The sequence below is a fragment of the Streptomyces sp. cmx-4-9 genome (genome assembly GCF_046548835.1).
GTDB lineage: Bacteria > Actinomycetota > Actinomycetes > Streptomycetales > Streptomycetaceae > Streptomyces.
Genome location: NZ_JAEBEE010000001.1, coordinates 978757 through 1004025, shown reverse-complemented (window position 1 = coordinate 1004025; position 25269 = coordinate 978757). Strand labels below are relative to the sequence as shown.

General features: G+C 74.0%; 25 protein-coding genes. 12 read left to right on the top strand and 13 right to left on the bottom strand.

What is annotated here, in order from left to right; all coding sequences use genetic code 11:
- The first annotated feature begins 173 nt into the window (after positions 1-173).
- The 4 genes from ACLJTM_RS04670 to ACLJTM_RS04655 all read left to right on the top strand — a co-directional run bounded on the left by ACLJTM_RS04670 (position 174) and on the right by ACLJTM_RS04655 (position 3100).
- Positions 174-758: a suppressor of fused domain protein gene (locus ACLJTM_RS04670; RefSeq protein ID WP_411102028.1), complete on the top strand. Its 585-nt coding sequence runs from the start codon at positions 174-176 to the stop codon at positions 756-758.
- A 73-nt stretch (positions 759-831) separates the two neighbouring features.
- The gene (locus ACLJTM_RS04665; RefSeq protein WP_411102027.1) at positions 832-1476 is read left to right on the top strand and encodes a DUF6758 family protein; all 645 of its coding nucleotides are present in this window, start codon (positions 832-834) and stop codon (positions 1474-1476) included.
- 75 nt (positions 1477-1551) lie between these two features.
- Positions 1552-2415, top strand: coding sequence for a PHP domain-containing protein (locus tag ACLJTM_RS04660; RefSeq protein WP_411102026.1), 864 nt, complete (start codon positions 1552-1554; stop codon positions 2413-2415).
- 79 nt (positions 2416-2494) lie between these two features.
- Positions 2495-3100 (top strand): MarC family protein, encoded by a 606-nt coding sequence (locus ACLJTM_RS04655; protein ID WP_411102025.1) that lies wholly within the window; start codon positions 2495-2497, stop codon positions 3098-3100.
- Positions 3101-3205: 105 nt separating this feature from the next.
- Here the strand turns inward: ACLJTM_RS04655 and ACLJTM_RS04650 are convergent, their stop codons facing one another.
- From ACLJTM_RS04650 to ACLJTM_RS04640, 3 genes are all read right to left on the bottom strand, one after another.
- The gene (locus tag ACLJTM_RS04650; RefSeq protein WP_167347281.1) at positions 3206-3358 is read right to left on the bottom strand and encodes a hypothetical protein; all 153 of its coding nucleotides are present in this window, start codon (positions 3356-3358) and stop codon (positions 3206-3208) included.
- 97 nt (positions 3359-3455) lie between these two features.
- Complete coding sequence (locus ACLJTM_RS04645) at positions 3456-4313, bottom strand: alpha/beta fold hydrolase (RefSeq protein WP_411102024.1); 858 nt, start codon at positions 4311-4313, stop codon at positions 3456-3458.
- 93 nt (positions 4314-4406) lie between these two features.
- Positions 4407-6386 carry a DEAD/DEAH box helicase gene (locus tag ACLJTM_RS04640; protein WP_411102023.1) on the bottom strand — a complete coding sequence of 660 codons (1980 nt, stop codon included), beginning with the start codon at positions 6384-6386 and terminating at the stop codon, positions 4407-4409.
- Positions 6387-6839: 453 nt separating this feature from the next.
- Here ACLJTM_RS04640 and ACLJTM_RS04635 point away from each other — a divergent pair, with 453 nt between their 5' ends.
- Positions 6840-7598, top strand: coding sequence for a ferritin-like fold-containing protein (locus tag ACLJTM_RS04635; RefSeq protein ID WP_411102022.1), 759 nt, complete (start codon positions 6840-6842; stop codon positions 7596-7598).
- Between the two features lie 77 nt (positions 7599-7675).
- Here the strand turns inward: ACLJTM_RS04635 and ACLJTM_RS04630 are convergent, their stop codons facing one another.
- The 4 genes from ACLJTM_RS04630 to ACLJTM_RS04615 form a co-directional block, all read right to left on the bottom strand.
- Positions 7676-7978 (bottom strand): hypothetical protein, encoded by a 303-nt coding sequence (locus ACLJTM_RS04630; RefSeq protein WP_411102021.1) that lies wholly within the window; start codon positions 7976-7978, stop codon positions 7676-7678.
- A gap of 132 nt (positions 7979-8110) precedes the next feature.
- Positions 8111-8338, bottom strand: coding sequence for a DUF3107 domain-containing protein (locus ACLJTM_RS04625; RefSeq protein WP_411102020.1), 228 nt, complete (start codon positions 8336-8338; stop codon positions 8111-8113).
- 135 nt (positions 8339-8473) lie between these two features.
- On the bottom strand, positions 8474-9112 hold the full coding sequence (locus ACLJTM_RS04620) for a TetR/AcrR family transcriptional regulator (RefSeq protein ID WP_411102019.1): 639 nt from the start codon (positions 9110-9112) through the stop codon (positions 8474-8476).
- 125 nt (positions 9113-9237) lie between these two features.
- The gene (locus tag ACLJTM_RS04615; protein WP_411102018.1) at positions 9238-9453 is read right to left on the bottom strand and encodes a hypothetical protein; all 216 of its coding nucleotides are present in this window, start codon (positions 9451-9453) and stop codon (positions 9238-9240) included.
- Positions 9454-9588: 135 nt separating this feature from the next.
- Between ACLJTM_RS04615 and ACLJTM_RS04610 the strand changes: the two genes are divergently transcribed.
- The 7 genes from ACLJTM_RS04610 to moeZ all read left to right on the top strand — a co-directional run bounded on the left by ACLJTM_RS04610 (position 9589) and on the right by moeZ (position 17882).
- Positions 9589-10557, top strand: coding sequence for an alpha/beta fold hydrolase (locus ACLJTM_RS04610; RefSeq protein WP_411102017.1), 969 nt, complete (start codon positions 9589-9591; stop codon positions 10555-10557).
- A 5-nt stretch (positions 10558-10562) separates the two neighbouring features.
- Positions 10563-11924, top strand: coding sequence for a DUF3152 domain-containing protein (locus ACLJTM_RS04605; protein WP_411102016.1), 1362 nt, complete (start codon positions 10563-10565; stop codon positions 11922-11924).
- Between the two features lie 243 nt (positions 11925-12167).
- Positions 12168-13760 (top strand): GT4 family glycosyltransferase PelF, encoded by a 1593-nt coding sequence (pelF, locus tag ACLJTM_RS04600; protein WP_411102015.1) that lies wholly within the window; start codon positions 12168-12170, stop codon positions 13758-13760.
- On the top strand, positions 13757-14731 hold the full coding sequence (locus ACLJTM_RS04595; RefSeq protein WP_411102014.1) for a hypothetical protein: 975 nt from the start codon (positions 13757-13759) through the stop codon (positions 14729-14731). Before pelF ends, ACLJTM_RS04595 begins: the two co-directional genes overlap by 4 nt.
- Before the next feature lie 137 nt (positions 14732-14868).
- Positions 14869-15873: an NAD-dependent epimerase/dehydratase gene (locus ACLJTM_RS04590; protein ID WP_411102013.1), complete on the top strand. Its 1005-nt coding sequence runs from the start codon at positions 14869-14871 to the stop codon at positions 15871-15873.
- On the top strand, positions 15861-16622 hold the full coding sequence (locus ACLJTM_RS04585) for a spherulation-specific family 4 protein (protein WP_411102012.1): 762 nt from the start codon (positions 15861-15863) through the stop codon (positions 16620-16622). The genes ACLJTM_RS04590 and ACLJTM_RS04585 overlap by 13 nt, the downstream gene beginning before the upstream one ends.
- An 81-nt stretch (positions 16623-16703) precedes the next feature.
- Entirely contained in the window at positions 16704-17882 is a 1179-nt protein-coding gene (gene moeZ / locus ACLJTM_RS04580; protein ID WP_411102011.1) for an adenylyltransferase/sulfurtransferase MoeZ, read from the top strand.
- Between the two features lie 80 nt (positions 17883-17962).
- Here moeZ and ACLJTM_RS04575 read toward each other — a convergent pair whose 3' ends face one another.
- The 6 genes from ACLJTM_RS04575 to narH all read right to left on the bottom strand — a co-directional run bounded on the left by ACLJTM_RS04575 (position 17963) and on the right by narH (position 25266).
- Positions 17963-19558 carry an alpha/beta hydrolase gene (locus ACLJTM_RS04575; RefSeq protein ID WP_411102010.1) on the bottom strand — a complete coding sequence of 532 codons (1596 nt, stop codon included), beginning with the start codon at positions 19556-19558 and terminating at the stop codon, positions 17963-17965.
- Positions 19559-19671: 113 nt separating this feature from the next.
- Complete coding sequence (gene hemG / locus ACLJTM_RS04570) at positions 19672-21048, bottom strand: protoporphyrinogen oxidase (RefSeq protein ID WP_411102009.1); 1377 nt, start codon at positions 21046-21048, stop codon at positions 19672-19674.
- A 54-nt stretch (positions 21049-21102) separates the two neighbouring features.
- Positions 21103-22320 carry a TIGR04053 family radical SAM/SPASM domain-containing protein gene (locus ACLJTM_RS04565; protein WP_411102008.1) on the bottom strand — a complete coding sequence of 406 codons (1218 nt, stop codon included), beginning with the start codon at positions 22318-22320 and terminating at the stop codon, positions 21103-21105.
- Positions 22317-23042, bottom strand: a complete 726-nt coding sequence (gene narI, locus ACLJTM_RS04560; RefSeq protein ID WP_411102007.1) for a respiratory nitrate reductase subunit gamma — start codon at positions 23040-23042, stop codon at positions 22317-22319. The genes ACLJTM_RS04565 and narI overlap by 4 nt, the downstream gene beginning before the upstream one ends.
- Positions 23042-23740: a nitrate reductase molybdenum cofactor assembly chaperone gene (narJ, locus tag ACLJTM_RS04555; RefSeq protein WP_411102006.1), complete on the bottom strand. Its 699-nt coding sequence runs from the start codon at positions 23738-23740 to the stop codon at positions 23042-23044. Before narJ ends, narI begins: the two co-directional genes overlap by 1 nt.
- Positions 23737-25266, bottom strand: a complete 1530-nt coding sequence (narH, locus tag ACLJTM_RS04550) for a nitrate reductase subunit beta (RefSeq protein ID WP_411102005.1) — start codon at positions 25264-25266, stop codon at positions 23737-23739. The genes narJ and narH overlap by 4 nt, the downstream gene beginning before the upstream one ends.
- Between the last annotated feature and the right edge of the window lie 3 nt (positions 25267-25269).

Here is a 25269-nt window from a genome sequence, read left to right as displayed (position 1 = left end):
ATCGACTTCGATCCACCGCAGCCCCACCTCCTCCGGCCGGTCCCCCGTGGGGGACGTCCCATCGCGGGACCGCCGCTGCGTGCGTGCGACCCCGACCAGCTGTCCACACTAACAGCCGACGGATGGTCAAGACCCGCCCTTTACCCGCCTGATACGAGTTCTATGCTCGCTCCATGGCAGAAATTCTGGCTCTCGTCGAGGCCCGGCTGCGCACCGCGTTCGGAGAACCCGACGCCCGCGCCGCCGTCACCTTCCTGGGCACCGACCGCATCGAGGTACTCCGCTTCGCCGAGGGCGACCTCGTGCGGTACGCGACCCTCGGGATGTCCGCGCACCCGATGACCGATCCGACCGCCGTCGTCGCCGACCCCCTGCGGGGGCCGCGCGCCGAACTGGTGCTGACCGTGCGGGCGGGGCTCGCCCCCACCGACAAGCTGCTCCGGCCGCTCGCGGTGCTGGCCGCGTCCCCCCAGGTCGAGGGGCTGGTCGTGGCCCCCGGCGCCTCACTGGACACCGGCGAACCGCTGTGGGACGGGGCCCCCTTCAGCTCGGTGCTGGTGGCCGAGCCGGGCGGGCTCGTGGAAGACCTGGAACTGGACGCGCCCATGGACCCGGTGCACTTCCTGCCGCTGCTGCCCATGACGGCCAACGAGGCCGCCTGGAAGCGGGTGCACGGCGCGGCCGCGCTCCAGGAACGCTGGCTCGCGCGCGGAACCGACCTGCGGGACCCCCTGCGGACGGCGGTCGCCCTGGACTGAGAGCGGGCGACCCGCCCCCGGACGGGTGATCGCGTCTTGACGGGGCGCCGCGCGGGGAGGAGCGTGGCTTCCCATGAGGGGCGAACCGAGTTGCCCGAAGTGCGGTGGACGGGTCAGGGCGCCCGGACTCTTCTCCGACTCCTGGCAGTGCACCATGCACGGCGCCGTCCATCCCCTGCAGCCCGTGATCCCGCCCAGCGTCGAGGGCCTGAGCGTGGTGGTGAACCGGGCCCGGGTCCCCGTGTGGATGCCGTGGCCGCTGCCGGTGGGATGGCTGTTCACCGGGGTCGCCTCGGCCGGCGACGACCGCAGCGGGGGCCGGGCGACCGCCGTGGCCTGCTCGGGACCCGGACCGCTGGGCGGCATCGGTGAGCTGCTGCTGGTCGCGGAGGAACTGGGGGTCGGCCTCGGCTCGCGGTACGCGGGCATCGACGGCCCCGACCCCGGCCCGTACCTGGACGTCTCGGCGCCGCCCCACGCCAAGGTCGTCGCCGCCGGGCGGCCCACCCCGCTGTGGCACGTCAAGGGCGCCCCGCCCGACCGGGCCGTCTTCGCCGGCGAGGCGCGCGGCCTGTGGCTGTGGGCGGTGGTCTGGCCCGAGCAGTCCGGCCTGCTGATGTACGACGAACTGGTCCTGACCGACCTGCGGGATGCGGGAGCCGAGGTCGAACTGCTGCCCTGCGGCGCCCTCAGCCCGCGCGTCCTCGGCCCCGGCTGAGCCGCCGACCAGGGCAGACCTCCGCCCCGGTTATCCTGGAGCGTCCCCCGTACGTGCGAACCCTGGAGCCCGGCTGTGCGCATCGACCTGCACGCCCACTCCACGGCCTCCGACGGTACGGACACCCCCGCAGAGCTGGTCCGGGGCGCCGCCGCTGCCGGGCTCGACGTGGTGGCGCTGACCGACCACGACACGGTGGGCGGGTACGCCGAGGCCGTCGCGGCCCTGCCGGCCGGACTGACGCTGGTGACCGGAGCCGAACTGTCCTGCCGGCTCGACGGGGTCGGGATGCACCTGCTCGCCTACCTCTTCGACCCGGAGGAGCCCGAGCTCGCCCGGGAGCGCGAACTCGTCCGGGACGACCGCACGCCCCGCGCCCAGGCCATGGTCGGCAAGCTCCGGGGCCTCGGCGTTGACATCACCTGGGAGCAGGTGGCCCGGATCGCGGGCGAGGGTTCCGTGGGACGGCCGCACCTCGCGACCGCCCTCGTCGACCTCGGTGTCGTCCGCACCGTCTCCGACGCCTTCACCCCGGACTGGCTCGCCGACGGCGGCCGCGCCCACGCCGAGAAGCACGAGCTCGACCCCTTCGACGCCATCCGCCTGGTGAAGGCGGCCGGAGGCGTCACCGTCTTCGCCCACCCCGCGGCCGTCAAGCGCGGGCAGTGCGTTCCCGAGTCGGTCATCGCGGAGCTCGCGGCGGCGGGCCTGGACGGCGTCGAGGTGGACCACATGGACCACGACGACGCCGCACGCGCGCGGCTGCGCGCCCTGGCGGGCGACCTGGGGCTGCTGACCACCGGGTCCAGCGACTACCACGGCAGCCGCAAGACCTGCCGGCTCGGCGAGTACACCACCGACCCCGAGATCTACGGCGAGATCACCCGCCGGGCGACCGGCGCCTTCCCCGTGCCCGGCGCCGGCGGACGCGAGCGCTAGGCCGGTCCTTCCCGGGCCGGGCCCGCTCCGCCCTCCCCGCTTCCCTTCGCTCCACCCCTCTCTCCTGCAAGGCATCACTGTGTTCGACTTCGCCGTCTTCGGATCCCTTTTTCTCACGCTTTTTGTGATTATGGACCCCCCGGGGATCACGCCGATCTTCCTCGCCCTCACCTCGGGCCGTCCCGCCAAGGTGCAGCGCCGCATGGCCTGGCAGGCCGTCTGCGTCGCCTTCGGGGTTATCGCCGTCTTCGGCCTGTGCGGCCAGCAGATCCTGGACTACCTGCACGTCTCCGTCCCGGCGCTGATGATCGCCGGCGGGCTGCTGCTCCTGCTCATCGCCCTCGACCTGCTCACGGGCAAGACCGACGAGCCGAAGCAGACCAAGGACGTCAACGTCGCCCTGGTCCCGCTCGGCATGCCGCTGCTCGCCGGTCCCGGCGCCATCGTCTCCGTCATCCTGGCCGTGCAGAAGGCCGACGGGGTCAGCGGCCAGCTGTCCGTCTGGTCCGCGATCATCGCCATGCACGTCGTGCTGTGGGTCACCATGCGCTACTCGCTCGTGATCATCCGCGTCATCAAGGACGGCGGCGTGGTGCTGGTGACGCGCCTCGCGGGCATGATGCTCTCGGCCATCGCCGTCCAGCAGATCATCAACGGCGTGCTCCAGGTCGTCCGCGGCGCCTGACCGCACCCGACGGCCTGCCCGGCCGGCTCTGCACGCGCGAACGCCCCCGTACCGGAACGCATCTCGGTACGGGGGCGCAGACGTCTGTGCGGGTGTTCTCGGGCGTCAGCAGGACGCCGTCTCGGCCGGTCGGATCAGAATGCGCTGGCCGACGTACGCGGCCTGCTGCACGATCCGGTTGACGGAGGCCGCGTCCACGACGGTGCTGTCCACGGCGGTTCCGTCGACGTCGTCCAGGCGCAGAATCTCGAAGCGCACGGGGCTTCTCCCTTCGTCGGTATTTCTCCTTGCACAGGGTTAACGAAGCGTAAGGGGCAAACATTCCCTACGCTAAGGAAATTTTTTCACTGGCTAACTACTGCCCGGGGAGGGAGTTCCAAAACGCGCTGAGTGCACCGGCCGTGACCTGCGGGTTCTCTGCGTTGGGCGAGTGCTCCGCGTCCGGCACCACGACCCGCTGCGCACCGAGGCGGCGGGCCATGTCGTCCATCAGCGGGACCGGCCAGGCATAGTCCACCGTTCCGGACAGCACCAGCTTCGGCAGCTCCACCGCCGCCAGCTCGTCCACCCGGTCCGGCTCCGAGATCAGGGCCCGGCTGGTGGCCATCAGCTGCTCGGGAACGGTCGCCAGCCACCGCTCGCGCAGGAACCGCGCCAGCTCCGGGGAGTCGCCGGCCGCCTCCGGCGGGTCCTGCGCGCGCATCGCCGCCCACAGCGCCGGCATGTCGTCGCCCAGCGCCTCCAGCGCGGCGACGAGCAGTTTCGTCCGGGCCTGCTGGGCCTCCTCGATCGCGGCGGGCCCGCTGCTCAGCAGGGTCAGCGAGGCGAAGGGGGCGGGATCGCGCAGCACCGCGGCGCGCGAGACCAGTCCGCCCAGCGAGTGGCCGACCAGGTGGACCGGGCCCCCGCCCAGCGCCGCGGCCTGCGCGAGCAGGTCCCGGGCCAGCTCCTCCAGGGCGTACGCGGCCTCCTCGCGCGGGCCGGGGCTCTCGTACTGCCCGCGCCCGTCGACGGCGACCACCCGGTAGCCCGCCGCGGCCAGCGGCTCCAGGAGGGCGATGAAGTCCTCCTTGCTGCCGGTGAAGCCGGGCACCAGCAGGGCGGTGCCGCGCTCCGGGGTCCCCGCCTCGTGCACGGCGAAGACGCCCCGCGCGGTGACGAGCCGGTGAGCGCGGGCGGCGGGCGGCAGCGTGAGGAAGGTCGGCTTGCTCATGGCCCGAGGTTACCGGCCCGTACGGGGCGGGGGCCGGGGATACGCCGACGGCCCGGCCCCCTCCGGAGAGGGGGCCGGGCCGTCGGGTCGGGCTCAGGCTTCCGGCGCCGCCTTCTTGCGGGTCCGGGTGCGCTTCGGCGCGGCCTCCTCGGCCGCGGGGGCCGGGGCGGCGGCCGGCGCGGCCTTGCGGGGCCGGGTGGTGCGGCGGGCCTTGACGGGCTCCACCGGCGGGGCCATCTGGAAGTCCGGCTCGGGGGCCTCGACCACGCCGCCGACGACCTTGCGGGTCCGGGTGCGGCGCGGGGCCGGCGGGGCCTCCTCGGCCGCGGCCTCGGCGGGCGCCTCGGCGACGGCCGGGGCGGCCTGCACGGCCTTGCGGGTCCGCGTCCGCTTCGGCTGGACCGGAGCCTCCTCGGCGACCGGGGCCTCGGCCGCGGGGGCCTCGACCACGGCGGACTCGGCGACCGCGGCGACCGCCTTGCGGGTCCGGGTGCGCTTCGGCTTGGCCGGGGCCTCCTCGGCGACCGGGGTCACCGGGGCGGGTGCCTCGGCCACCGCGGCCGGCTCGGCCGCCACGACCGGAGCGGCCTCCGCCACGGGGGCGGCGTCCGCGGACTGCGCCGGAACCGCGCCCACACGGGTACGGCGGCGGCGCGGCCTGCGCGACTCCTCGGCTGCCGGAGCCTGCGGGGACCGGTCCTCCGGCGCCGCCACGGCCTCGGCCGTCTCGGCGCCCAGGTCCGAACCGCCGCGGGTGCGGCGGCGCTGGCGCGGCGTACGGGTGCGCGCGGGGCGCTCCTCCGTCACGACGGCGGCGGCAGCGGCCGGACCGCGCCCGCCGCGGCCACCACGGCCGCCGGTCTCGCCCAGGTCCTCGAGGTCCTCGGCCTTCAGGCCGGCCCGGGTGCGCTCGGCACGCGGCAGGACGCCCTTGGTGCCCGCCGGGATGTTCATCTCCTCGAACAGGTGCGCCGACGTGGAATACGTCTCGACCGGGTCGTGGAAGTCCAGCTCCAGCGCCTTGTTGATCAGCTGCCAGCGCGGGATGTCGTCCCAGTCCACCAGGGTGACGGCGATGCCCTTGTTGCCCGCACGGCCGGTCCGGCCCACGCGGTGCAGGAAGGTCTTCTCGTCTTCCGGCGTCTGGTAGTTGATGACGTGGGTCACACCCTCGACGTCGATACCGCGCGCGGCGACGTCGGTGCACACCAGCACGTCGACCTTGCCGTTGCGGAACGCGCGCAGCGCCTGCTCGCGGGCGCCCTGCCCCAGGTCGCCGTGGACGGCGCCGGAGGCGAAGCCGCGCTTCTCCAGCTGCTCGGCGATGTCGGCAGCCGTGCGCTTGGTGCGGCAGAAGATCATGGCCAGTCCGCGGCCCTCGGCCTGCAGGATGCGGGAGACCAGCTCCGGCTTGTCCATGTTGTGCGCGCGGAAGACGTGCTGCTTGATGTTGGCGACGGTCACGCCCTCGCCCTCGGGGGACGTGGCGCGGATGTGCGTCGGCTGCGTCATGTACCGGCGGGCCAGTCCGATGACCGCGCCCGGCATGGTCGCCGAGAACAGCATGGTCTGGCGCTTCGGCGGCAGGTAGTTGATGATCTTCTCGACGTCGGGCAGGAAGCCCAGGTCGAGCATCTCGTCGGCCTCGTCCAGGACCAGGGCCCGGATGTGCGAGAGGTCGAGCTTCTTCTGGCCGGCCAGGTCGAGCAGGCGGCCCGGGGTGCCGACGATGATGTCGACGCCCTTCTTGAGCGCCTCGACCTGGGGCTCGTACGCGCGGCCGCCGTATATGGCGAGGACGCGCACGTTGCGCACCTTGCCCGCGGTCAGCAGGTCGTTGGTCACCTGCGTGCACAGCTCGCGGGTCGGGACCACGACGAGCGCCTGCGGGGCGTCGGTGAGCTGGTCGGGGCGGGCGCGGCCGGCCTCGACGTCGGCGGGGACGGTGACCCGCTCCAGCAGGGGCAGGCCGAAACCGAGCGTCTTGCCGGTGCCGGTCTTGGCCTGGCCGATGACGTCCGTGCCGGAGAGGGCGACGGGGAGGGTCATCTCCTGGATGGGGAAGGGGGACACGATGCCGACGGCTTCAAGGGCTTCGGCGGTCTCGGGGAGGATCCCGAGGTCTCGGAACGTAGTCAGGGTGCTGCCTCTTCTGTGAGACGCGGCGCGAGGCGGCGAGGGGGGTCGTACCGTGCCGGGCTTGCAGTACTGCTACGTACGTACGAAGCTGCGCGGGACCACTAAGCCTTCGCTCAAGCGCTTGTGCCGCTGAGGGGGCCCCTCATGGGCGGCGGTGCACACGAGCGCACGCACCACGCCGAGGGCGGGTCGGTTGGAGCCGATCGGGCCACCGACCGGGCATCCTCATTCGGATGGCCCGCCGAGTTTCCGGCAGGCGCATTACCACTGTACCCCGGAATCGCGCAGCCGTGTCGGGCGAATTCACCGGGCAGGCGTGTTTACGCTGGCTGACGGTGTCCAGGTGTGATGCCTTGGCCCCTCATGCGGCGGGCTATTGTGCGGAGCATGTCGACCGTTGAAAACGCCTCGCCCGCCGACGACAGCGCCTCCGGGGAATCCGCGGGCATCGCCGCCCAGGACTGGGCGACCGCCTCCGCCTCGCCCCAGTACCGGGCCGCCGTCGTGGACCTGCTCGGCGCGCTCGCCTACGGGGAACTCGCGGCCTTCGAGCGCCTCGCCGAGGACGCGAAGCTCGCGCCCACCCTCGACGACAAGGCGGAACTGGCCGCCATGGCGTCGGCCGAGTTCCACCACTTCGAGCGGCTGCGCAACCGGCTCGCCGCCATCGACGTGGAGCCCACCTCGGCCATGGAGCCCTTCGCCAAGGGCGTCGACGACTTCCACCGCCAGACCGCACCGTCGGACTGGCTGGAGGGCCTGGTCAAGGCGTACGTCGGCGATTCGATCGCCAGCGACTTCTACCGCGAGGTCGCCACCCACCTGGACACCGACACCCGCGCCCTGGTCGTCGGCGTACTCGACGACACCGGCCACGGAGGCTTCGCCGTCGAGAAGGTGCGCGCCGCCATCGAGGCCGACCCGCGCTGCGGCGGCCGGCTCGCGCTGTGGGCCCGCCGCCTGATGGGCGAGGCACTGTCGCAGGCCCAGCGGGTCGTCGCCGAGCGCGACGCGCTCTCCACCATGCTGGTCGGCGGAGTCGACGGTATGGCGGCCGGCTTCGACCTGGCAGCCGTCGGCGAGATGTTCACCCGCATCACCAAGGCGCACACCCGGCGGATGGCGGCCCTCGGCCTCGCGGCCTGACCCGCCGCCGCCCACCCGGCGGACGCGCAGCGGCCCCGGAGCGCACCAGGCGCTCCGGGGCCGTCCTGTGTCAGGGGTCAGCCCCGCGACGGGAGCGAAAACGGAGGCCTGCGCGAGGGCCGGCGGGGCCCGCTGCCGGTGCGCAGCAGCAGCGACAGCACCACGGCCGACACCAGCAGGCCGCCGAGGAACGTCGCCGTCAGGGTGTTGTGGCCGGGGCCCAGCGCGAAGTGCGTCAGATACGCCCCGAACATGGCCCCGAGCACCCCGCTGACCAGCACCACCCGCACGGAGGGCAGCCGGCGCGCGAGCACCCGCGCAGCCGTCGCGGACAGGGCGAGGCCCAGCAGAGCAGAGCCGAGCGCTTCCCACAGGAGCATGAGGTCCCTCCCACACGTCCGGTCACATCAGGTCACTGCGCTACTACCCGAAGCGGAAGAACGGGAAACGGCCCGGCGGAATCAACCGCCGGACCGTTTCGGAGAGTTCTCGGCACGTCAGGTGCCGTTGCGTCAGAGCGCGCCGAACCCGACCTTGCGCGCGCTCGGCTCGCCCAGGTCGACGTACGACAGGCGGTCGGACGGCACCAGGACCTTGCGGCCCTTGACGTCGGTGAGGCTGAGCAGCGGCGCCGTGCCGGACAGCGCGGCGGCGACGATGCCCTCCAGCTCCTCGGCGCTCAGGTCGCTCTCCAGCACGATCTCCCGGGGTGCGTGCTGCACGCCGATCTTGACCTCCACGGCTATGTCCCTCCGACGATCCGGTTCGCGCGATCAGTCGCGCCGTACCCGGACCACATTAGCCCGGTGAGGGGACGCGGAACGCGCGCGGCGGACACGCTGGCAGCGAACACCGGCCCGGACCGGACCGGCCGCTCAGACCTCGGTGCCGTGCAGGGGGAACCCGGCGATGCCGCGCCAGGCGAGCGAGGTCAGCAGGCCCACGGCGGTGTCCCGGGCGACCGGGCTCTCGCTGGAGAGCCAGTACCGGGCCACGACCTGCGAGACCCCGCCCAGGCCCACGGCCAGCAGCATCGACTCGTCCTTGGACAGGCCGGTGTCCTCGGCGATGACGTCGGAGATGGCCTCGGCGCACTGGAGCGAGACCCGGTCCACGCGCTCGCGCACCGCCGGCTCGTTCGTCAGGTCCGACTCGAAGACCAGGCGGAAGGCGCCGCCCTCGTCCTCCACATAGGCGAAGTAGGCGTCCATGGTGGCCGCCACGCGCAGCTTGTTGTCGGTCGTCGACGCCAGGGCGGTACGCACGGCCAGCAGCAGCGCCTCGCAGTGCTGGTCCAGCAGTGCCAGGTACAGGTCGAGCTTCCCCGGGAAGTGCTGGTAGAGGACCGGCTTGCTGACCCCGGCCCGCTCGGCGATGTCGTCCATCGCGGCCGCGTGGTAGCCCTGCGCGACAAAGACCTCCTGGGCCGCGCCCAGCAGCTGGTTCCGTCGGGCTCGGCGCGGCAGTCGCGTGCCCCGCGGACGCGCTGCTTCGGTCTGCTCGATGGCTGTCACGCCGCCTCCCACTTTCTCCTAGAACGCAGTGCGCTCTGCGCCGCGCCGCCATCGTACTTTTCGGTAACCGAATCTGGTGGGTTCAAGCCGAGTTTTCTCGCGGTACGGACCATCGCAGGCGCTGGTCAGCGGTAGTCGTCCTCGTCCAGCGGGACGACCCGGGCCTGCTCGGCGGCGTCCCCGTCGGCGGCCTCGCCCCGGTCGGGGCCGGTGACCGGCTCGTCCTCGTCCGGCTGCAGTCCGATGAGCTGCTCCGCCACGTCGGCCTCGGGCGCCTCGGGGTCGAGGGCCTCGGGGAGTCCGTCCCGGAAGGTGTCCGGCTCCGCAGGGTCGACTGTCATGGCGTATCCCCTCGCTTTCTCTGGTCGCTCACTACGAGCCTAGGAGCCCCGCCTGTACCCCGCGAGGCGGATCGGCATGCGCCTGTGACCGCGAACACAGGAAGTGGAGCGTGATCCTCTCGTAACATTGCCCCCATGTCTTCGACCGAGCTGCCGGGTGTACGGTCCACCGCCGAGCCCTCGCCCCCGGCGGGCGCCGTCCGGGTGGCCGAAGGGGAGCGGCTGCGCACCCTCGTACTGCCCGGGCTGGAACTGGCCGTCCGGCAGCGGCCCCCGGTGCGCGCCGGTCTCCCGCCCGCCCTGTTCGTGCACGGCCTGGGCGGATCCTCGCAGAACTGGTCGGCGCTCATGGCCGAACTGGAGGACACCGTCGACGGCGAGGCGGTCGACCTGCCCGGCTTCGGCTGGTCACCGCCGCCCGCCGACCGGGACTACTCCGTCACCGGGCTCGCCCGCGCGGTCATCCGCCACCTCGACGCCGCCGGCCGCGGGCCGGTCCACCTGATCGGCAACTCCCTCGGCGGCGCCGTCTCCACCCGGGTCGCCGCCGTCCGGCCCGACCTGGTGCGCACCCTGACCCTCGTCTCCCCGGCCCTGCCCGAGCTGCGCGTCCAGCGGTCGGCCGTGCCCACCGCCCTGCTCGCCGTGCCCGGCGTGGCGGCGCTCTTCAGCCGCCTCACCCGCGACCTGACGGCCGAGCAGCGCACCCGCGGGGTGATGGGGCTCTGCTACGGCGACCCCTCCCGGGTGCCTCAGGAGGGCTTCGCGCACGCCGTGGAGGAGATGGAGCGGCGGATGGCCCTGCCGTACTTCTGGGAGGCGATGACCCGCACCTCCCGCGGCATCGTCGACGCCTACACCCTCGGCGGCCAGCACGGACTGTGGCGCCAGGCCCAGCGGGTCCTGGCACCCGCCCTGCTGGTCTACGGTGGGAGGGACCAACTGGTCTCGTACCGCATGGCCCACAAGGCCGCCGCGGCCTACCGGGGTTCGCGCCTGCTGTGCCTGCCCGAGGCCGGGCACGTGGCGATGATGGAGTACCCCGAGGTGGTCGCGGCCGCCGTCCGGGACCTGCTGCGGGACACCCGAGACGGCAGAGGCTGAGGACCGTGGGACGACACAGCCGCAGGGCGCCCTCCGCTTCCCCCGCGGAGCCTCCCGCCGCCCTGCCCGACCCGTACGGGGAGCCGCCCGACCCGTACGGGGAGCCGCGCAGCCTGTTCGAGCCGGCCGCCCCGCACGGGGACCCGTACGGACGCCCGTACGCCGAACCCACCGTGCGCCACCGGGGCTACGCGCCCACGGGAGGCCCCTGGCCCGAGTGGCCCGGGGAGCGGCCCGGCGGGCACCCCGAGCAGCGGGAGCCCGGCGGCGCCTGGGGCGCGGGGCCCGACACGGTCCACGGCGACCGGCAGGGCGCGCCGCGGACCGCGGCCGCCACGGCCCCGGCCCCCGCGGTCCGGGCCGCCCCCGCCGCGGCGGCCTCCGCCCTCACCTCCACCGGCTCGCACCGCCGGATCCCGGGACCGCGGGGGCCCGTCGGACCCGGACCCGGACCCGCCGCGCCGGCCGCGCCCGCCCCCGAGGCGCCCGACGGCGAGGCCGACGCCTGCGGCCGGGAGCGCCCCGGCTCGGGCCGCAGCCGGGTCCGCACGTACGGCGGGGTGGCGGCCGCGGCCGTGGCCACGCTGCTCGCGGTGGTCGTGGCCGTTCAGGTCGCCGCCGAGAACGACGTCGGCAGGTCCGGCGCGGTCGCCGCCCCCGACGACGGCCCGAGCCGCGCCGCCGCCGACGCGGCCTCCCGCTCCGACGGCCGCCCGACCCCCCACACGCCCGCCGGGGCCTCCGCCGCCCCGCCCGCACCGGAGCTGACGTACGAGCAGAAGATGGCCCAGCTGCTGCCCGTCGACGCCCGGCTCACCGGACCCGGCACCTTCGACACGGTGCCCGGCGTGGCCCAGGCGCCCGGCAAGGGCAAGGTCGTCCGCTACCGGGTCGACGTAGAGCAGGGCCTGGGGCTGGACCCGCAGCTGTTCGCCGAGGCCGTCCACCGCACCCTCAACGACCCGCGCAGCTGGGGCCGCGGCGGCACCCGGACCTTCGAGCGGGTGCCCGGCGGCGAGGCCGACTTCGTCATCACCCTCGCCAGCCCCGGGACCACCGGCGTGTGGTGCGCCAAGTCCGGTCTGGACACCACCGTGGACAACGTCTCCTGCGACTCCGCCTCCACCGACCGCGTCATGATCAACGCCTACCGCTGGGGGCAGGGCTCGCCGACGTACGGCCCGGAGCAGATGTTCGCCTACCGGCAGATGCTCATCAACCACGAGACCGGGCACCGGCTCGGGCACGGGCACGTGAACTGCCGCACCCCGGGCGCGCTCGCGCCGATCATGCAGCAGCAGACGAAGTCCCTGAACATCGACGGCGTCGCGTGCAAGCCCAACCCGTGGGTCTTCCCGGGCAGTTGACCGGCGGTCCGGCGCCCGGGCGGGAAGTCCGCGCCGCGTGGGGCTCCGGCGGCGACGGCCGCCCCTTTCCCCGTTACTAGCGTGCTCGAACGCGAACCGTAGGGGAAAGTTACGACTCTTCACCCCTTCCGGTGGCGCGACGGACAACCGTCCGCCGCGTCACCGGCACATCCGCTTGAGTTCTTCCGCGGCGGGCCACCGGACCGACGGAGGCCGCCTGGACGGGAGATCGGGGGTGCACTCGTGCGGATCGGACTGCTCACGGAAGGTGGTTATCCGTATGCCTCGGGCGAGGCCAGGCTGTGGTGCGACCGGCTCGTGCGCGGGCTCCCGCAGCACGAGTTCGAGCTGTACGCGCTGAGCCGCAGCGCCGAGCAGGAACGCACCCGGGTCCCGCTGCCCGAGCACGTCACCCGGGTCCGCACGGCCCCCCTGTGGGCGCCGGCCGACGACGGCCGCACGTACTCCCGGCGCGAACGGCGCCGCTTCGCCGGCTGCTTCAAGGAACTGGTCCGCGGTGTCTGCGCCGGCGAGGCCGAGCCCTTCGCCGCCGGCCTGTACGGCCTCGCCGCCCTCGCTTGGGAGCAGGGCGGGCTGTACGCGGCGCTGCGCTCCGAGTCCGCGGTGCGGGCGGTGGAGTCCGCCTGCCGGGCGCCGGGTGCGAGCCGCACCGTGCAGGGTGTACGGGTGCCCGACCTGCTGGAGTTCGTCGACGAACTGGAGCGCATGCTGCGGCCGCTGTCCCTCGACTGGTACGAGGAACTCGGCGAGGTCGACATCTGCCACGCGGCCGCCGGCGGGGTGGCCGCGCTCCCCGGCCTGCTGGCCAAACGCTTCTTCGGGGTGCCCCTCCTGGTCACCGAGTACGGGGTCCAGCTGCGGGCGCACTACCTCGGGCGGCCCGACGAGGAGCACGGACCGGACGCCCGCCCCGCACTGCGGGCCCTGCTGGCCGCCTTCCACGGCCGGCTCGCCGGGGAGATCTACGCCCAGGCCGACCTGCTGACCCCCGGCAACGCGCACGCCCGGCGCTGGCAGGAGCGGTGCGGGGCCCCGCGGGAGCGGGTGCGGACGGTCCACCCGGGCATCGAGGCGGACCGGTTCGCCGCCGTCGGGGAGGCCGAGGACGCCGGGGACCCCGACACCCTCGTCTGGGTCGGCCGGGTGGAGCCCGCCAAGGACCTGATCGGCCTGCTGCACGCCTTCGCCGAGGTCCGCCGGGCCGCACCGGCCACCCGGCTGCGGATCTTCGCCCGGTCCGCCGAGCCGGGCTACCTCGCGGACTGCCGGTCGCTCGCCGCGCAGCTCTTCCCGGACGAGGCCGCCGACGCCGTCAGCGCCGGGGAGAACCCCGTCACCTTCGAGGGGATCGGCGGCCCCGAGGCCCCCACCCCCGCCGAGGCCCACGCGGCCGGACGGGTGGTCGTGCTGTCCTCGGTGATCGAGGGCTTCCCGCTCAGCCTGGTCGAGGCCATGCTCTGCGGCCGCGCCACCGCCTCCACCGATGCCGGAGCCGTACGCGAGGTCATCGGCGGCACCGGCCTGGTCGTGCCCCCGCGCAATCCGCGGGCCCTCGCCGAGGCCTGCCTCTCGCTGCTACAGGACCCGCAGCGGGCCCGGCGGCTCGGTGCGGCGGCCCGGGCGCGGGCCCTGGAACTGTTCACCGTCGAGCAGAACGTGGCCGCCTTCCAGGACATCTACCTGCGCCTGCTCGCCACCGGATCCGCCCGGCCCGACGGGGAGGTCCCCTTCGCCCGGCCGCCCGAGGCCCGGGTCCCGGGCCACTGGACCACCCCCACCTGGGCCCCGGTCCCCACCTCGGAGGCATCGGCATGACCGTCGAAGAAGCCGTCCCCACCGCCGTCCCGACCGTCGGCGCCACTGCCGTCCCGACCGTCGGCGCCGTCGCCGCCGTCCCCGCCGCCCTCGCCCCGGCCGCCGCTCCCGTCCGCCGGCGCAGCGCCGGGGACCCGGTCAAGGCCCTGCTCCACCGCCACCGCGACCTGTGCGAACGGGCCGTGGACCCGCTGGAGATCGCCGCCGGACTGGAGGCCCACGGCATCACCGACCGCACCGCCGCGCGCTTCCGCCACCGCGACGTCTTCTCACTTGCCGAAGAGCTCTACGCCCGCACCGCGCACACCGAGCCCCCGGCCGGCCCCGCGGGCCCGCTCCCCCCACCGTCCCGGGGACCGGGCGCGCTGCGGGGCTTCGGCTACGCGCTGCTGCCCGGCGCCCTCGCGCTGGGCGCGGCAGCCGCCGGGACGCCGGCCGCGGGCGTCCTCGCCGCGCTCGCCGCCGTCGCCGCCCTGGTGTGGCCCGGGCGGGCCGCCGGGGGACGGTTCCCCTGGCTTGTGCACCTGCTCGCCGCAGCCGCCGTCGGCGGGGCCGCACACCGCCACGGCGCCGCCCTCGCCGTCTCCCTCGCGCTGGCCGCCGCCCCCGGGCACCTGGTCGCCGCCGCCTTCGCCGCCCGGGCCCGCCGGCGGCTCGCCGTGAGCCGGGCCCTGGAGGACTTCGCGGACGGGGCCCGGCCGCTGCTGGCCGCAGCCGTCCTGGTGTTCACCGCCGCCGCCGCGGGAGCGGCCGCCCTCGCCGGAGCCCCCCTGCGGGCGGCCCTGCCGCTCGCCCTGCTGCTCTTCCTCACCCGGCTGCTGCTGCGGCACGGCGCCCACCGCGGGCCCGTCGCCGCAGCCCTGCTGACCGCCCTCGTCCCGGTCCCGGCCGTGGCGCTCGCCGCCGCGGCGGGACTGCTCGTACAGACGGTGCTCGCACTGTCCCGCGCCTCCGCGCACGCCCGCCCCTGAGACCCCCACACCCCCACGACCACCGCACGCCTTCGGAGCCGACGCCGGAGCGCCGTACCGCCACCCCGCACCGTCCACCCACCCGCAAGGAGAACCAGGAACATGACCGGCCAGCCAACCGAACAAGGGGTCACGCGATGAGGGTGCTGCTGATCGGAGCCAACGGATACCTCGGCCGCTACGTCGCGGACCGGCTGCTCGCCGACCCCGCCGTCCAGCTCACCGCGCTCGGCCGCGGCGACGACGCCGACGTCCGCTTCGACCTCGCCACCGGCAGCCCCGGCGCGCTCACCCGGTTCCTCGACGCCGTGCACCCGGGCGTCGTCGTCAACTGCGCCGGGGCCACCCGCGGCGGCGCCCGGGAACTCACCCGGCACAACACCGTCGCCGTGGCCACCATCTGCGAATCGCTGCGCCGCAGCGGCTGCGGGGCCCGCCTGGTCCAGCTCGGCTGCGCCGCCGAGTACGGCCCCAGCCAGCCCGGCTCGTCGACGGCCGAGGACGCCGTGCCGAGACCCGGCGGACCGTACGGCGTCAGCAAGCTCGCCGCCACCGAGCTGGTACTGGGCTCCGGGCTCGACGCCGTGGTGCTGCGGATCTTCTCACCCGTCGGCCCCGGCACCCCCGCCGGATCCCCGCTCGGCCGCCTCGCCGAGGCGATGCGCCGCGCCATGCAGTCCGGCGACGGGGAGCTCAAGCTCAGCGGACTGGGGGTGCAGCGCGACTTCGTGGACGTACGGGACGTGGCCCGCGCCGTGCACGCCGCCTCGCTCTCCGCGGCCCAGGGCGTCGTCAACATCGGCACCGGCCGGGCGGTGCGGCTGCGCGACGCCGCCGCTGTCCTCGCCCGCGTCGCCGGGTACGGGGGCGCGCTGCACGAGCTGGACCTGCCGCACGGCGGCGTCCCGCAGCCGCACCCCGGCCGCCCGGCCGGACTCGCCGCCATCGGCTCCCCCCGGTCCGAGGCGACGTCCGAGCAGCTCGCCGCCGCGGCGCCGCAGCCCTACCCCTACCCCGACGGCTGCGGGGCCTGGCAGCAGGCCGACGTCCGCACCGCCCGGGACCGGCTCGGCTGGCGGCCCCGGATCGGCCTGGAGGAATCCCTCGCGGACATCTGGATGGAGGCGGCGTGCCGCATCTGACCACGCCACCGGGGGCCACGGCGGCGGCGTCCACCGGCGCCGGCCGCCTGGGCCTGGGCGTCCCCGGGTACGCGCACCCCCTGCTGGCCCCCGTCGAATGGGCCGAACTGACCCGCCCCGGCACCCCGCTGCACTGGGCCGTGCTCAACGTTGCGCAGGGCCCGGGCGGGCGCCCCGACCCGCACTGCTCGCAGGCCGCGGCCCGGCTCCGCACCGCCGGCGGGGACAGCCGGCTGCTCGGCCATCTCGCCATGCGGGACGGGACGCGGTCCTTCGGAGAGCTGGTCTCCGACGCGCACCGCTTCCGCGACTGGTACGGGGTGGGCGGCTTCTACCTGGCCGACGCCCCGGCCGGGAAGGCGGAGCTCGACGCGGTGCGCCGGGTCACCGAGACCCTGCGCAGCCTCGGCGACGGGATGCGCATCGTGCTCGGCTGCGGCACCCACCCCCACGAGGGCTACGCCGAGACCGCCGACCAACTGGTCACCTTCTCCGGGGCCTGGGCCGACTACCGCTGGTCCCAGGTGGCGGAGTGGACGGCCGACCACCCCGCGGAGCTCTTCTGCCACCTGGTCCACGGGGTGCCGCGCACCCACCTGGAGGAGGCCGTGCGGATCGCCCGCTGGCAGGGCGCGGGGACCCTCTGGTTCACCGACCGGCGGGGCGCGGGGGACCGGGATCCGTGGGCCTCGATGCCCGGCTACTGGGACGAAATCGTCTCGCGGATCGGGACGGGTGTCTTGGAATGAAGTGGGCCGTGGCAGTGTTACGGGACAGAACAACCCTTTGAATGCTCCCCGCTTCCGCGGGGATGACCCGCTGGAGTCCCCGTGTCGCTGCCACCCTTGGTTGAGCCAGCCGCAGAGCTCACCGTTGACGAGGTCCGCCGGTACTCGCGGCACCTGATCATCCCGGACGTCGGGATGGACGGACAGAAGCGCCTGAAGAACGCCAAGGTGCTGGCCGTCGGTGCCGGTGGCCTCGGCTCGCCCGCGCTCATGTACCTGGCCGCGGCGGGCGTCGGCACGCTGGGCATCGTCGAGTTCGACGAGGTCGACGAGTCGAACCTGCAGCGCCAGATCATCCACAGCCAGGCGGACATCGGCCGTTCCAAGGCCGCGTCGGCCCGCGACAGCGTGCTGGGCATCAACCCGTACGTGAACGTGGTCCTGCACGAAGAGCGGCTCGAAGCCGAGAACGTGATGGAGATCTTCAGCCAGTACGACCTCATCGTCGACGGCACGGACAACTTCGCCACGCGCTACCTGGTCAACGACGCCTGCGTGCTGCTGAACAAGCCGTACGTCTGGGGTTCCATCTACCGCTTCGACGGCCAGGCCTCGGTCTTCTGGTCCGAGCACGGCCCGTGCTACCGCTGCCTGTACCCGGAGCCCCCGCCGCCGGGCATGGTCCCGAGCTGCGCCGAGGGCGGCGTACTGGGCGTGCTCTGCGCGTCCATCGGGTCCATCCAGGTCACCGAGGCCATCAAGGTGCTCACGGGCGTCGGCGAGCCGCTGGTCGGCCGCCTGATGATCTACGACGCCCTGGAGATGCAGTACCGCCAGGTGAAGGTCCGCAAGGACCCCGACTGCGCGGTCTGCGGCCCGAATGCGACCGTCACCGAGCTCATCGACTACGAGGCCTTCTGCGGCGTCGTGTCGGAGGAGGCCCAGGAAGCGGCCGCCGGTTCGACGATCACTCCCAAGCAGCTCAAGGAGTGGATCGACGACGGCGAGAACATCGAGATCATCGACGTCCGCGAGGTCAACGAGTACGAGATCGTCTCGATCCCCGGCGCGAAGCTGATCCCCAAGGGCGAGTTCCTGATGGGCGCCGCCCTCCAGGACCTGCCCCAGGACAAGCGGATCGTCCTGCACTGCAAGACGGGTGTCCGCAGTGCGGAAGTCCTCGCGGTCCTGAAGAACGCGGGCTTCGCCGACGCCGTGCACGTCGGCGGCGGCGTGATCGGCTGGGTCCACCAGATCGAGCCCGGCAAGCCGGTGTACTAGAGCCGGCGCTCTCCGAACGCCCCGCAGGGGCCGTACCGCACGCGCGGTACGGCCCCTGCGGTCGTTCCGCGGACCGGGGCTCAGGTGGTCTGCGGCGGCTGCGGCGCGACGGGCGTCCCGGTGGGGTCCGGGACGGCGGTGCAGACGGAGTTCGCGGCCGGCGCCTTCCCGTCCAGCAGGTAGCCGTTCACGGCCTTCTGCACGCACGGGTCACCGCTGTTGTACGCCCCGTGCCCCTCGCCCTTGTACGTGAGCTCCACGCCGACGCCCGGGCCGAGCCGCTCCACCATCTTGCGGGCGCCCTCGTACGGGGTGGCCGGGTCGCCGGTGTTGCCGATCACCAGGATCGGGGCCGAGCCCGGGGCGGACACGTCGGGCGTGGTCCAGGCGCCCGGCACGGGCCAGCCGGTGCAGCTCATCATCGCCCAGCCCAGGAAGTCCCCGAACACGGGCGAGGCCGCACGGAACTCGGGCAGTTTGGCCTTGGTCTGCTCCAGGGTGTAGCGCTCCTTGGAGTCGGCGCAGTTCACGGCCGTGTTGGCCGCGCCGATATTGCTGTAGTGGCCCTGCTGGTCGCGGCCGTTGAGGGCGTCGGAGAGGGCCATCAGCAGCTGGCCCTGCCCGCCCTCCGCCTCGTCCAGCCCCTGCTCCAGCAGCGGCCACAGCTCCTTGGAGTACAGGGCCTGGGCGATGCCGTTGGTGGCGGCGCTCTCGGTGAGCTGCCGGTCCCCGATGCCGGGGATGGGCTGTGCCGCGAGCGCCTTCTGGAGCTTGATGACGTTCGCCTCGATCTCCTTGGCGGTGGCGCCCTGGAGCCGGCAGGCGTCGCCGCGGTCCACGCAGTCCTGCGCGAAGTTGCCGAGCGCCAGCTGGAAGCCCTTCGCCTGGCCGAGGGCGCCCTGTTCGGAGTCGGCGGTGGGGTCCACGACGGCGTCGAAGACGGCGCGGCCGACGTTCTTCGGGAAGAGGTGGGCGTAGACCCCGCCGAGTTCGGTGCCGTAGGAGATCCCGAAGTAGTTGAGCTTGTCGTCCCCGAGGGCCTGGCGGATGCGGTCCATGTCGCGGGCTGCGTTCTCGGTGCCCACGTACGGGAGGATCCGGGCGGAGTTCTTCTCGCACGCCTGCTGGTAGCGGCGGATGGCGTCGAGGTAGGCCTTCTCCTCCTCCGGGGTCTGCGGGGAGGAGTCCTGCGCGTAGTACGCGTCCAGCTGCCGGTCGTCCTCGCAGCGGACCGGCGCGCTGCGGCCCACTCCGCGGGGGTCGAAGCCCACCAGGTCGTACCGGGCCCGGAGGGCCTCGTACTCCTTGGCGGCGCCGGGCAGGGTCGTGATCCCGGAGCCGCCGGGCCCGCCGAAGTTGAAGAGCAGGGAGCCCAGGCGCTGGTCCTTGTGGCGGGCCTTGGCGCGGATCAGGGCGATCGGGACGGTGTCGCCTTCGGGCTTCGCGTAGTCGAGGGGGACCTGCAGGGTGGCGCACTGCCAGTCCTTGCCGGGGGCGGGTCCGCCGCCCTCGGCGGTGCTGGGAGCCGGACACTCGCCCCAGGCGAGGGGCTTGCTGCCGCCGGTGCCGCCGGTCCTGGTTCTCTTCTCGCCGCCGCCGTCCGAACAGGCGCTGGTGGTGAGCAGCGCAGCGGCGAGGGCGGCGGCGACGGTGACCCGCTGGGCGTGTGTCGGCATGCCCCCATCCTGTGGGCAGCCGCTCCGCGCCGCTTCCGCGCTGACCCGAACGGGGCACCGGTGCGGGCACCCTCCGGGGGTCCCCCGGGCGCGGGCGCGCCCGGACCCGCCGTTCAGGCGCCGGCCAGCACCTGCCGGCCCGCGGCGCGGCCGGTGGCCACGCACGCGGCGACGCCCACGCCCTCGTACGCCGCCCCGCACAGGGCCAGGCCCGGGAGCTTCCCGGCGGCCTCGCGGATCCGGGCGACGCGGTCGCGGTGGCCGACCTCGTACTGGGGCAGGCCGCGGTCCCAGCGGGTGACGCGGGCGGCGAGGGGCTCGCCCATCGGGCCCACCGCGCGGTGCAGTTCGGAGACGGCCGCGCGGACCAGGTGCCGGTCGGGCCGGGCGAGGAGGTCGTCCTCGCCGATCCGTCCGACGGAGGCGCGCAGTACGAAGGTCTCCGGGGCGGCGGCCTGCAGCCACGGCCACTTGTTGGACAGGAAGGAGGCGGCCTTCAGGGTGTGCCCGTCCACGGCCGGCACCAGGAATCCGTTGCCCTCGGGCAGGAAGTGGGCCCGGGTCCGGGAGAAGGCCATGGTGATCACGGCCGTCGAGGCGTGCGGTACCGCCGCCAGTTCGGCCTCGGCGAGCGGGGAGTGCGGGCGCAGCAGTTCCGCCGCGGCGAAGGCCGGCAGGGCGAGGACCACCGCGTCGGCCTCCATGGTCAGGGCGCCGTCGCCCGTCATGGCCTGGACCCGCCACCGGTCGCCGGGGATCCGGCTGAGGGTGCGGGCGGTGGTGCCGGTGAGGATGCGGGCCCCGCAGGCCTCGGCGACCGCCTGCGGGAAGCGTCCCGTGCCGCCGGCGACGCCCTGCACGGCCGCCGCCGGGCGCGGTGCGCCCGCCGCCCGCAGCCGGCGCAGCGCGGGCGTCAGGGGGGCGCCCTGCTCGGCCAGGGCGGCGATGCGGGGCATGGCCGCCCGCAGCGAGAGCCGGTCGGCGCGGCCGGCGTAGACCCCGCCGAGCAGCGGTTCGACGAGCCGGTCGACGGTCTCCTGGCCGAAGCGGGCCGCGAGGTACCGGCCGACCGGGCAGTCCTCGGTCAGCGGGGCGGCCGCCAGGGTCTCCTCGGCGGCCGCCCGGGCCACGCCCTCCGGGGAGAGCAGCCCCGTGCCGGCCAGGGCGGAGGGGTCGGTGGGGACGCCCATCACGTGCCCGGCCGGCAGGGCGCGCAGCGCGCCGTGGGTCCAGACGGTGACCGGGGACGTCGCCGGGTCGCACAGGGCCTCGCCCAGGCCGACCGCGGTGGCCAGTTCCACCGCTTCCGGCCGCAGGGCCATCAGGGACTCCGCCCCCTCGTCCACGGTGACCCCGGCGATGGTGCCGGTCCGGAGCTTGCCGCCGACCCTGGTGTGGCTCTCCAGGACGGTGACGTCGGCCATGCCGCGCATCTGCCATGCAGCGGCCAGTCCGCTGATGCCGCCACCGATGACGATCACTGAACGCATTGTCTCTCCCGGGGCCGATATGTTCCCACATGCAACATATGGGAGTCCTGCGTCCTAGCGCGTCATGCTTTCGGTCAGAGCCCTCAGCTCCTGCTGGTACGGGAAGCTGCCCGGCTCGTACGCGCAGTACGGGTCCGCCTCCAGCACGTCCCCGGTGAACCCGTACGCCCGCGACCGGGAGCCGCCGCACACCGCCTTGAACTCGCAGGCCCCGCACCTCCCGCGCAGCAGCGAGGGGTCGCGCAGCTTCGTGAAGAGCGCCGAGCCCCGGTAGATGTCGGACAGCGGATGGTTCTTCACGTTGCCCGCCGACACCGGCAGGAAGCCGCTGGGGTGGACCTCGCCGGTGTGCGAGACGAAGACGAACCCGCGTCCCGAGGAGACGTCCATCGGGGGCCGGCGGGCCGTCCGCCGCTCCCCGTCGAAGAAGCCCAGCGCGGCGGCCCGCTCGTGCAGCCGTGTGTACAGCGGACCCAGCCGGGGCTGCTCCGCGTGCGCGTCGAGGATCCGGCGCTGCAGGGCGACCCGCCGGAAGTGGTGCCCCTCGGTGGTCTTGGTGGCCAGCACGGTCCCGCAGTCGTGGAGGAAGTGCAGGACGTCCTCGGTCTCCGCGGCGGTCAGGCTGGCCAGCTGTTCGCCGCGGCCCACCGGGACCAGCACGAAACCCGACCACAGCAGGGCGCCCTCCCGCCGCACGAGCTCCGCGATGTCGGCCAGGTCCTCCAGGCTGTCCCGGGTCACGGTGGTGTTGACCTGCACCTTCAGCCCCAGCTCGCGGGCTGCCCGCCACCCGTCCAGGGTCCGGTCGAACACGCCCGGCACCCCGCGGAAGGCGTCGTGCCGTTCGGCCGTCGAACCGTCCAGGGACAGCGAGAGCGCGACGGCCCCCGCCTCGCGGACCGCGGCGAGGTTCTCCCGGGTCAGTGTCGGCGTGCCCGACGGGGACACCGCGACCCGCAGGCCGAGCCCGGTCCCGTACGCGACGAGGTCGGTGAGGTCGGCGCGCTGGAAGGGGTCCCCGCCGGTGATGACGAACAGCGGGGCGGGCGTCCCGAAGGCGGCGACCTGGTCCATCACCCGCCGGGCGTCCGCCCCGTCGAGCTCCTCGGGGTGGCGGGCGGTCTGCGCTGCGGCCCGGCAGTGCAGGCAGGCCAGCGGGCAGGCCCGGGTCGCCTCCCAGATGACCAGGAAGGGCCGCTCGGAGACGGAGTGCCGGGGCCTGCGGACGACGGCGCTGCGGCCGGGCGCGTGGGAATCGGGGCGCCGGGTCACGACACGCGCTCCCAGCCGCGCCGGGTCCTGCGGTGGGCGAGCAGTTCGGGATCGCGCCTCCGGTAGACCACGTACGGCCGGAACAGGTACGTCAGCGGCACCGAGAACATGTGCACCAGGCGTGAGTACGGGATCAGCGCGAACAGGGTGAAGCCGAAGAGGATGTGGAGCTTGAAGGCGAGCGGGGCGCCCGCCATCAGGTGGTAGTCCGGGGTGAGGGTGAACAGGCTGCGGAACCACGGCGAGATGCCGTCGCGGTAGTCGTGGCCGTCCGTCATCCCGGCCGAGTTGAGGACCGTGGCCGTCAGACCGAGCAGCATCGCCCCCAGCAGGCACGCGTACATCACGTGGTCGCTGCGCAGCGTCGCCCGTTTCACGGCCGGCACCGTGAAGCGCCGGTAGACCAGGATGGCGATGCCGGCGGCCGCCGCGATCCCCGCGACCGTGCCGGTGGCGAGCGCGACCAGGTGGTACGCGTGGTCGCTGACGCCCACCGCATCGGTCCAGCTCTTCGGGACGAGCAGGCCCACGACGTGGCCCAGGATGACGAAGAGCATGCCGAAGTGGAAGAGCGGCGAGCCGATCCGCAGCAGCCGCGACTCGTGCAGCTGCGAGGAGTGCGTGGTCCAGCCGAACCTGTCGAACCGGCCCCGCCAGAGCGTGCCCGCGATCAGCAGGGTGATCGAGACGTAGGGGAGAACGCCCCACAGGAGGAGGTCCATCAGGCGGGCATCCTTTCGGGTGTGGTGGGCCACGGCAGGTCGGCCGGGGCCGCGCGGGGGAGGTCGGCCGGCGGGTCGAGGCCCGGCCCGAAGGGTTCGAGCGCCGAACCGGCACCCACCAGCTCCTGCGGCGGCCCGTTCTTCGCCAGCGCCTTGGCCTCGGCCCTGGTCTCGGGCGAGGGCCCGGGCAGCGTCGCGCAGACGGCCTGCAGGACCCGGGCGTACGGGGACCCGGACTCGGTGAGCGCCAGGCGCAGCAGCTCCAGCCCGGCCCGGTGCTCCTGGAGCAGCTCGGTGCCCGCCTCCTCTTGGCGGGCGGCGAACTCCAGGGCCACCGGCAGGAAGTCCGGCAGCTCCTCGCCCGCGAACTCCAGCCCGAAGTCCCGGTAGATCCGCTTCAGCCGGACCAGGGACAGCCCGCGCCGGCGGGTGTCGCCGTCCACCCACCAGGTGAGGTGGAGGCAGCGCCGGTTGCGGGTGTCGAAGGTCGAGGTGTACTGGCCGCACAGCCCGATCGGACTCTGCCGTTCGGCCTCGTCGAGGAACGCGCCGAGCAGTTCGGCCGGTTCGGCGGGCGCCCCGGCGAGGGCCGCACGGAGCCGCGGGAGTTCGTCGTGGAATTGGTCGCCGGGGTACTGCAGGACACAGCCCGCCACCAGCCGCACCAGGGCATCGCCGCTCAGCTCGTCTCTGCTCACGCGCTCCTCCTCGTCGCGCCGAGGTTGAGCATCACCCGGGGCTCGGGCAGCGCCCCCACCGGGCATCCCCGGTCGGCGGAGTCCAGCGGGTGCGAGCCGGCGAGCGCTTCGGCCTCGGCCCGGGCGGCACTGGGGACCACGAAGCGGTCCTCGATCTTGGCGATGGCCAGGAGGCGGAACATGTCCTCCATCTCCCGGCCGGTCAGTCCGACGGCCCGGGCGAGCGACTCGTCCTTCTCCTCGCCCAGGTTGACGCGGCGCATGTAGGCGCGCATCGCGGCCATCCGGTGCAGCACCGCCTCCACCGGCACGGTGTCCCCGGCGGTGAGGACCGCGGCGAGGTACTCGACGGGGATGCGCAGGGCGTCGATGGCCCCGAACAGGTTCCCGGCGTCCTCGCCGTCGCTGCCGGTGGCGGCGACGGCCTCGACGACGGGGGAGAGCGGAGGGACGTACCAGACCATCGGCATCGTCCGGTACTCCGGGTGGAGCGGCAGGGCGACCTGGTAGGTGGCGATCAGGTCGTAGACCGGGGACCTGCGGGCCGCGTCGAGCCACTCGTCGGTGATGCCGGCCGCGCGGGCCGCGGTGACCACGGCCGGGTCCGCGGGGTCGAGGAAGCACTCCAGCTGGGCGGGGTACAGGTCGTGCTCGTCCTCGACCGCGGCGGCCTCGGCGACCTTGTCGGCGTCGTAGAGCATCACGCCGAGGTAGCGCATCCGGCCCACGCACGTCTCGGAGCACACCGTCGGCATGCCCACCTCGATGCGCGGGAAGCAGAACGTGCACTTCTCGGCCTTGCCGGTGTGGTGGTTGAAGTACACCTTCTTGTACGGGCACCCGGTCACGCACATCCGCCAGCCCCGGCAGCCGTCCTGGTCGACCAGGACGATGCCGTCCTCCTCGCGCTTGTACATCGCGCCCGAAGGGCAGGAGGAGACGCACGCGGGGTTGAGGCAGTGCTCGCAGACGCGCGGCAGGTAGAACATGAAGCTCTGCTCGAACTCGAAGCGGATCTTCTCGCCGACCTCCTCGCGGAGCTTCTCGACGATCGGGTCCCTCGGGGCGTGCGCGGGGGCGCCGCCGAGGTTGTCGTCCCAGTTCGGGCCCCACTCGATCGTGTCCATCGGCTCGCCGGTGACCTGGGACACGGGCCGGGCGGTGGGCAGGTCGTCGCCCGCCGGGGCCTCGGTGAGGTTCTTGTACTCGTAGGTCCAGGGCTGGTAGTAGTCGTCGATCTGCGGGAGGTCCGGGTTCGCGAAGATCCTGCCCAGCTTGGCGAGCCGGCCGCCTGCCTTGAGGCGGAGCCTTCCGGAGCGGGTGCGCTCCCAGCCGCCCTTCCACTTCTCCTGGTCCTCCCAGCGGCGCGGGTAGCCCTGGCCGGGGAGGGTCTCGACGTTGTTGAACCAGACGTACTCGGTGCCCTGCCGGTTGGTCCACGCCTGCTTGCAGGTGACCGAGCAGGTGTGGCAGCCGATGCACTTGTCCAGGTTCATGACCATCGCGACCTGTGCCATGACCTTCATGTC

Bases quoted from the DNA above. Each gene is read 5' to 3' on its own strand.
- ACLJTM_RS04670 (WP_411102028.1), top strand. From the start codon at position 174: ATGGCAGAAATTCTGGCTCTCGTCGAGGCCCGGCTGCGCACCGCGTTC.
- ACLJTM_RS04665 (WP_411102027.1), top strand. From the start codon at position 832: ATGAGGGGCGAACCGAGTTGCCCGAAGTGCGGTGGACGGGTCAGGGCG.
- ACLJTM_RS04645 (WP_411102024.1), bottom strand. From the start codon at position 4,313: ATGAGCAAGCCGACCTTCCTCACGCTGCCGCCCGCCGCCCGCGCTCAC.
- ACLJTM_RS04635 (WP_411102022.1), top strand. From the start codon at position 6,840: ATGTCGACCGTTGAAAACGCCTCGCCCGCCGACGACAGCGCCTCCGGG.
- ACLJTM_RS04630 (WP_411102021.1), bottom strand. From the start codon at position 7,978: ATGCTCCTGTGGGAAGCGCTCGGCTCTGCTCTGCTGGGCCTCGCCCTG.
- ACLJTM_RS04615 (WP_411102018.1), bottom strand. From the start codon at position 9,453: ATGACAGTCGACCCTGCGGAGCCGGACACCTTCCGGGACGGACTCCCC.
- ACLJTM_RS04610 (WP_411102017.1), top strand. From the start codon at position 9,589: ATGTCTTCGACCGAGCTGCCGGGTGTACGGTCCACCGCCGAGCCCTCG.
- ACLJTM_RS04595 (WP_411102014.1), top strand. From the start codon at position 13,757: ATGACCGTCGAAGAAGCCGTCCCCACCGCCGTCCCGACCGTCGGCGCC.
- ACLJTM_RS04590 (WP_411102013.1), top strand. From the start codon at position 14,869: ATGAGGGTGCTGCTGATCGGAGCCAACGGATACCTCGGCCGCTACGTC.
- ACLJTM_RS04575 (WP_411102010.1), bottom strand. From the start codon at position 19,558: ATGCCGACACACGCCCAGCGGGTCACCGTCGCCGCCGCCCTCGCCGCT.
- hemG (WP_411102009.1), bottom strand. From the start codon at position 21,048: ATGCGTTCAGTGATCGTCATCGGTGGCGGCATCAGCGGACTGGCCGCT.
- narI (WP_411102007.1), bottom strand. From the start codon at position 23,042: ATGGACCTCCTCCTGTGGGGCGTTCTCCCCTACGTCTCGATCACCCTG.
- narH (WP_411102005.1), bottom strand. From the start codon at position 25,266: ATGAAGGTCATGGCACAGGTCGCGATGGTCATGAACCTGGACAAGTGC.